Source organism: Halomonas sp., from assembly GCF_052095695.1.
GTDB lineage: Bacteria > Pseudomonadota > Gammaproteobacteria > Pseudomonadales > Halomonadaceae > Vreelandella.
In genome coordinates, this window is record NZ_JBQDLQ010000131.1 from 1 (window position 1) to 6,569 (window position 6,569).

Below are 6,569 nucleotides of genomic sequence, written 5' to 3' on the forward strand. Positions count from 1 at the left end.
GGCTTAGCCCCAAACTGCATGGTGATATTGGCGGTTGCGATCACAAAAGGAGCCCAGTTAGCGTGTGCAAAGGCTCGCGATTCTACGCGCTCTTGGGCGCGTATTCATCCATCATCCGTTAGTGGTTTCAGGAAATTGCCGGAATATCGAGCAGAAAGCGTTCATCATCAATCGCTTGGCGCAACCGAGTGATCAGAATATCGACAATGCCAGTATGCTCTCCCACAAGCCGAGTAACGCTGACTGCTAAATGTGGATGTCGCTGCTGGGCCGCTGTGTAAATCTCAGCAATGTCACCGCCCTCACCGGCATGGCGCCCTGGTGAAAGAAACAGCATGGCTAAAATAACCGGGCCTACACTGAATTCAGGCGAGTCCAGCAAGCTTTCCAACAGCGGCTCGTTAAAGCGGTACTCTTCACCCTCACGGCGCTCCATAGAAGCAGCGGTGACGCTAGTGACATCCTCGCCCAGCAGCACGCTAAGCTGCCCCGCTAAGCGATTACGTACCGCGGTGACCTCAGGGATCGGGCTACCGTGATCGACCAAGGCCACGCGAGGCGCGGTGCCGGCCGGGTACTTTTCGCGCACGTTATCAGCCAATAAATGAGCAAGGCGCAGATCGTTATCGCCGCGTTCATCGACCAACGGCTGGGCCACACGTATCTTAACGTGCGGAAAGCGCGCCTGTAATGTAGCCATGCGCTCAGGCAGGTAGCCGGTGAGAGCTTTACTCGGCCCGAAAAAAAACGGTAAAACGATAATCGCCGTTGCCCCCTGCTCGGCGCTGCGCTCAGCAGCGGGGCCAAGCGTCGTCGCGGGAATATCCTCAACGGCTTCCACGGGAATTTTATTGGAGTGCAGGAGCGAAGCAGCCTGTACGTTTTCACCCATCCGTTGGCTAAGCATAGACGCCACGCGACGCAAATTGAGTGTTGCCTGCGGGCGTAACGAACCGTTATCCACCAAAAAAATTGCGCGCATGCCTACCTCCTGCCGCCGTTAGATAAGCGATCACCAGTGACATGATAAGATAGGGTATTGCCTTATAACGCACTGGCTCGCACTGTCGCTTACAAAACCATAAGTATTTACAAAACCATAGGGTGCTTGATAACGATGTTAGATACCACAGCCCTTAATCAGCAAAGAAACTTCTTCGATGGCCATTCGAGTATATGGCTGTTCGGCTACGGGTCGTTAATCTGGAAGGCTGACTTTGACTACCTAGAGCGCCGTTCGGCGTATATTCACGGCTGGGAGCGGCGATTTTGGCAAGGCTCCCACGACCACCGCGGTACTCCTGAAGCACCAGGGCGTGTTGCCACACTGATTCGTGCCAAAGGAGCAGTTTGCCACGGCATGGCCTATCGCATTACGCCTGACGTACTCGCACCACTGGATACACGGGAAAAAAACGGCTATTTGCGTGAAAAAGTACCGCTCACCTTTGTTGATGAGAATGGCGATGAGAATGGCGATGCCGCTGAGCAAAGCGAAGGGCTTATTTATTTGGCCAGCGACGATAATCCGGCCTTTCTAGGTGAAGCACCGCTTCCCGATATTGCCCAGCAAATTGCTCATGCACATGGGCCCAGCGGTGCTAATAAAGAGTACTTACTAAACCTTGCAACCGCCCTACGTGAACTGGGCGCCGAAGATGCCCATATCTTTGCATTAGAACATCAGTTGAAGCTTCTTTAACGTTACCAGTAGCTTGGGTAGCGGCGATGTCGGGCAAGATTATTAACTAATATCGCGATGATCAGCATCAGTACGCTGCCGCTCCTGGCGGGTGAACCGTGTGAGTTAACTGCATGCCAAGCACCGATAGCGATACGGCCAGCGACATGGAAAGCGGAGAAGTACCCAGCAGTTGATAGCACGCAACGCCAATACCTGCCGACAACATACTGCCAAATAGGACGTGGCTTGGCTGCGCAAAAGGGCTTTCAGGCGCTGCATAAATCAGCACTGACGTTGCCCCAAAGGAGCCCACGATGAGCAGTTGCTGCGATAGCCACGCTGAACTGAGCAAGCAAATGACAGCCATACCGGTACAGGTGCCAAACCAAGACCAACATGCATCTTGCCAACCCACTCGAGCACGCTTTACCCGTTGCCCCCGCATCTTGCCAAGATAAGTTTTCATCGCCATCGATGTGCACAAAATTAGTGCGGCATAATGGCAAATTGCACCAAACAGGCAAATAGCAATTGATCATAGCGTTATGAGCTAAATTCAGGCATGAATAAAGCGCTTCAATAATCTTTAATAAATACAAATGCTCAGCGCTATTATTTGTAGCTTATTTGTAGAAAGGATAGGCCGCTACATCATCAACCAGGAAAGAATAAATAGCGCGATGAGCGTTTTGACGATGCCGCCAACAATGGAGCCACGTAAAAACGATTTTATCCCTCCCCATAGAATCAGCAGCCCGATGACCAACACCGCGATGCTCAAAAACGAGTCGTTGATGCCTAGAGACCGAGTAAGACCATCAATAAAATCGCCGAAGGCACCAAAGAAGTTGGTGAAAATGCCTAGTAGGAACTCAACCACCACGCGGATTGCTTCGCCGATGGTTTCACCTATTTCGTCAAAAAAACCGTTTTTCTGCATGTAAAACCCCTAAGCATAGCCATTGCGATGTTTTTGCATTGTCAGCTAAAACCTGGCGTGGGGCAAAGCCAATGCTCTGCGCACAGCCACTCGCCTGCTGGCAGCGGCATACACGCCACCCAAGCGGGGCAGTTTACTAGTTCAGCACTTCCACACCCAGCGCGCCCAAGAAGAGTCGGTTCTATCACAGTTTTACAGCAACTCCGTAGCGGTGCTTAAAAACGTTGTACGCTCAGGCATTGGCGTCACATTTATGCCTGAACTCACCATTATTGATGAAATTGAGCGCCAGGAAATCATTGCGCTGCCAATGAAGTACTCATTAATGAATAGCGCACGGGCGCAAATTGTTAGTCTCCACGGGCAAGAGCTTACTGTCGCCGCCCACGCCTGCGTTGAACACTTGCATCAAGGCATGCGTTTCTTTTCTGCCAATGCACCACGGCTGTTGCTTTAAAAGCAACGCTTTAGGCATTGCATAGTCAACACATCAATACATAATCTCTTAATGTAATACTAAAAAAACCATAAGCAGGTAACCCTATAAACCTGCCACTTATGATAATAAGCAAGGAGATCTTGATGTTACCGTCCCATCTTATGCCCAAGCTGTTAACTGGTGCCTGTCTGATTGGTTCTGCTTTAATAACAGGCACTGCGCTCGCTGCCACTACCATTAACTTAAGCTACAACGGCGCGCCTGACGAAGAAAAAAACGCGGTTCACGTCTTTGCCACTAACTTAAAAGAATTGGTTGCAGAGAAGACAGGTAACGACATTGAACTGCGTCTTTTCCCTAACAGCATGCTGGGCAGTGAAGAAGACCGCATGGAACAAACCATGCATACGCCGATGCTTAACATAGCGTCCTTCGCAGGTGTTTCTCCCTTAGTCGATGAGCTTTTCGTTAGCGCCATTCCGTTTCTGTTTGACGATTTCAATGCTGCCCGCACCTTCTTCGATGAAGGCAGTTACTGGCAAGAGCTAACCAGCACACTTCAGGAACGTGCCGGTATCGATATGCTGGCGGTGGTTGAAGAAGGCGGTTTCTTGGCATTCACCAATAATGAGCGCCCAATCAGCCATCCCGACGACTTTGAAGGACTGCGTTTTCGGGCCATGGATCCGAGCCAAGTAGCGCTTTATGAGTCCTTCGGTGCGTCCGGCACGCCCATTCCATGGACGGAAACCTACATGGCACTGCGCACGGGGGTGGCCAACGGCCAAATGAACCCGCCGATGTATATCATTCTGGGAAGCCTTTTCGAAGTGCAGGACTACCTGACGCTCGCCAACATCCAGTACTCCAACCAGTTCCTGGTGGGCAACAGCGAAATGATCGCAGGTTGGGATGATGAGCTTCGCAACGCCTTTACAGAGGCTGTCGCCGAAGCTAATCACAACGCCCGTGAGCATAACGAGGAGCAGGTAGAGGTACGTATCGCCTACTTGGAAGAGCAAGGCATGGAAGTGATTCGCCCCACTGAAGATGAGCTCACCGCTTTCCGCGATATTGGCCAGCCTGCTTATCTTGAGTGGCTCGGAGAGCGTAATATCGAGCAGCGATGGATCGATATGGCGCTGGACGATGCGGGCATGAGCGATCTACTTCACTAACCGCTGCTAAAACCATTGCAACAATAGGGGATTACCTTCACGGCCCCTATTTTATGTGCTTAATGTTCTCGTGCTTAATGTTTCTGTGCTTCAGGGAAGGCTGCCATGTTCAATACGCTACGATCCCGTCTACTGGCTATCAGCCGCCCTATTACCCTGACCATGGCGGGCGTGCTGTTATCTCTCAATGTTGCGGCCATTCTATTTGGTGTGTTTGCACGCTACATTGCCGGTGGCGCCCCTATCTGGACGGATGAACTCTCCCGCGTCTTGATCATCGCCACCGTTATGCTAGCGGCTGGCGCCGTCTGGATGGAAGGGGGACATATGCGCGTCGGCCTGCTGGAGAAAATACTGCCCCCTCCCTTCGCTCGCTTGCTTAATGTTTACCAATGGCTGCTCACCTTGCTGATTGCTGCAGGGGGGGCGTGGGTTAGCTATCGCTATGCACTATCAGTCAGTATGTTTACCACCTCGGGGCTCGGCATTAGCCGCACAGTGCCACTTCTCTCGTTACCTATTGGCTTTTTGTTACTGGCTTGGCATGTGCTTCTCTACGGCCCTGCGCCGCTCAAGACCGTCGAGGACAACCTATGATTCTCACAATGCTGGCTGTTTTCCTTGGTCACGTCTTGCTTGGGCTGCCGCTGTTCATCGCACTGCTTACCACGGCGATAGTGGGTTTCATGTTTGTTGACCCCTCAATGATCCCACGTATGCTGCCCCAACAATTCTTTAGCGGTATCAATGTTTTCTCTTTGATGGCTATCCCACTGTTCATTTTCGCTGGCAACCTAATGAATGTCAGTGGCTTAACGGAACGCCTGATGGGATTCGCCCGCTTAATGGTCGGACACTTGCGGGGCGGCATGGGTCACGTCAATGTGGTTTCAAGTGTGTTCTTTGCAGGCGTCAATGGTTCAGCAGTGGCGGACACCTCGGCACTAGGGCCACTATTAGTACCCGCCATGGAGAAGGAGGGCTACTCAAGGGCGTTTGCTGCTGGGCTTACCGCAGGCAGTTCACTGATTGGCCCGATTATTCCACCCAGTATATTTATGATCCTCTACGCTTCACTGACGAACACCTCAGTGGGCGATCTATTTCTAGCAGGCGTCGTGCCTGGCTTACTACTGGGTATTGCCTTTATGGGCATGAATGCTTGGTATGCGTGGCGACACCGGTTACCCAAAAGTGGCCAGTTACCCTCAATTGGCCAGCTTGGAGTAGCGTTCTTAGCCGCCCTACCCGCGCTGATTGCACCGCTCATCATCGTTGTAGGCATTGTGCTTGGCTTTGTCACGCCTACAGAGTCGGGCGCGTTGACCGCGCTGTATGTGGCCTTGTGTGGCTTTGTGCTGGGCGGATTACGCCTTAAAGAGTGCTGGCAAGCCATTGTCGATACGGCACGATTAACGTCGGCGATCTTTTTGATCATGGCGGCCTCGGCCACCATCAGTTGGCTGCTCTCCTATGCTCAAGTGCCCGCACAATTTGTCTCACTATTATCTCCTTACATAGATAACGCAGTCTTAATCCTACTACTCCTTAGTGCCATTACCTTTATAACAGGCATGTTTATGGAAGAGGTGTCGGCGTTGATGCTACTGACGCCTATCTTTGCGCCTGTGGCCATGATGGCAGGCATCGACCCCATCCATCTGGGCGTTATCATTACATTGAACATTACGATTGCCTTAATAACACCCCCAATGGGCGCTTGTGTATTCGTGGCTGCAGCCGTCAGTCGGTTAGAGATTGTGTCACTGTTCAAAACCATTTGGCCCTTTGTGCTGACAGCGATTGCAGTGCTTATTTTATTAATTCTTTTTCCACCGCTGACGCTGTGGCTGCCTACTCAGTTTTGATAAACCAGTTCTGATAACCAGTTCTGATAACCAGTTTGGATAACACGATGCCTTTGAACACATTATTGAAGGCTTTGCCGCCTATACCCAGCCAGCCACCCCCTTGCTGGGAGCAACTGCGCCGCACGCCTATTGAAGATAATAGAGAGCGCCTGGTGCCGATGAGCCTCGCCCCGGCGCCGGTCAGCGTGTTCCCCGCCTACGCTAGACTGGGCATCCCAGCTGCGGTACCGGAGTGTTTCGTACGTGAGAGTGTGTATCGAGCGCTGCTTGCAGCGGCGCGCAGCTTACCCAACGGCATCGGTTTAATCGTACTAGACGGATGGCGGCCATGGCGGGTGCAGCAGTACTTGTTTGACACCTTGCATGAAGCCATCCACCACCACCAGCCAGACCTCAGCGAGGCGGAGTTACTGGAGCGCACGAGGGAGTTTGTCTCGGCACCTAGCCGCGACCCTCT

8 protein-coding genes and 1 pseudogene are annotated in these 6,569 nt (G+C 52.1%); 6 read left to right on the plus strand and 3 right to left on the minus strand.

The annotated features are described in order from the left end of the window. Nucleotides 1-127: 127 nt before the first annotated feature. On the minus strand, nt 128-982 hold the full coding sequence (locus ACTH5D_RS16815) for a sirohydrochlorin chelatase (protein ID WP_441673245.1): 855 nt from the start codon (nt 980-982) through the stop codon (nt 128-130). 135 nt (nt 983-1,117) lie between these two features. Between ACTH5D_RS16815 and ACTH5D_RS16820 the strand changes: the two genes are divergently transcribed. Continuing rightward, complete coding sequence (locus ACTH5D_RS16820) at nt 1,118-1,702, plus strand: gamma-glutamylcyclotransferase (RefSeq protein WP_441673247.1); 585 nt, start codon at nt 1,118-1,120, stop codon at nt 1,700-1,702. 67 nt (nt 1,703-1,769) lie between these two features. Here the strand turns inward: ACTH5D_RS16820 and ACTH5D_RS16825 are convergent, their stop codons facing one another. Further along, nucleotides 1,770-2,156, minus strand: a complete 387-nt coding sequence (locus tag ACTH5D_RS16825) for an HPP family protein (protein ID WP_441673249.1) — start codon at nt 2,154-2,156, stop codon at nt 1,770-1,772. Between the two features lie 174 nt (nt 2,157-2,330). Further along, nucleotides 2,331-2,624, minus strand: a complete 294-nt coding sequence (locus ACTH5D_RS16830; RefSeq protein WP_441673251.1) for a hypothetical protein — start codon at nt 2,622-2,624, stop codon at nt 2,331-2,333. A 97-nt stretch (nt 2,625-2,721) separates the two neighbouring features. Here ACTH5D_RS16830 and ACTH5D_RS16835 point away from each other — a divergent pair, with 97 nt between their 5' ends. From ACTH5D_RS16835 to ACTH5D_RS16855, 5 genes and pseudogenes are all read left to right on the plus strand, one after another. Further along, nucleotides 2,722-3,081 carry a LysR substrate-binding domain-containing protein gene (locus ACTH5D_RS16835; protein WP_441673259.1) on the plus strand — a complete coding sequence of 120 codons (360 nt, stop codon included), beginning with the start codon at nt 2,722-2,724 and terminating at the stop codon, nt 3,079-3,081. A gap of 125 nt (nt 3,082-3,206) precedes the next feature. Next, nucleotides 3,207-4,241, plus strand: a complete 1,035-nt coding sequence (gene dctP / locus ACTH5D_RS16840) for a TRAP transporter substrate-binding protein DctP (protein ID WP_441673253.1) — start codon at nt 3,207-3,209, stop codon at nt 4,239-4,241. Nucleotides 4,242-4,346: 105 nt separating this feature from the next. Next, a complete protein-coding gene (locus ACTH5D_RS16845) occupies nt 4,347-4,838 on the plus strand; it encodes a TRAP transporter small permease (protein WP_441673255.1) in 492 nt (163 codons plus the stop codon). Then, on the plus strand, nt 4,835-6,109 hold the full coding sequence (locus tag ACTH5D_RS16850) for a TRAP transporter large permease (protein WP_441673257.1): 1,275 nt from the start codon (nt 4,835-4,837) through the stop codon (nt 6,107-6,109). Before ACTH5D_RS16845 ends, ACTH5D_RS16850 begins: the two co-directional genes overlap by 4 nt. 47 nt (nt 6,110-6,156) lie before the next feature. Then, a pseudogene (locus ACTH5D_RS16855) lies at nt 6,157-6,569 on the plus strand (M15 family metallopeptidase); the annotation flags it as partial.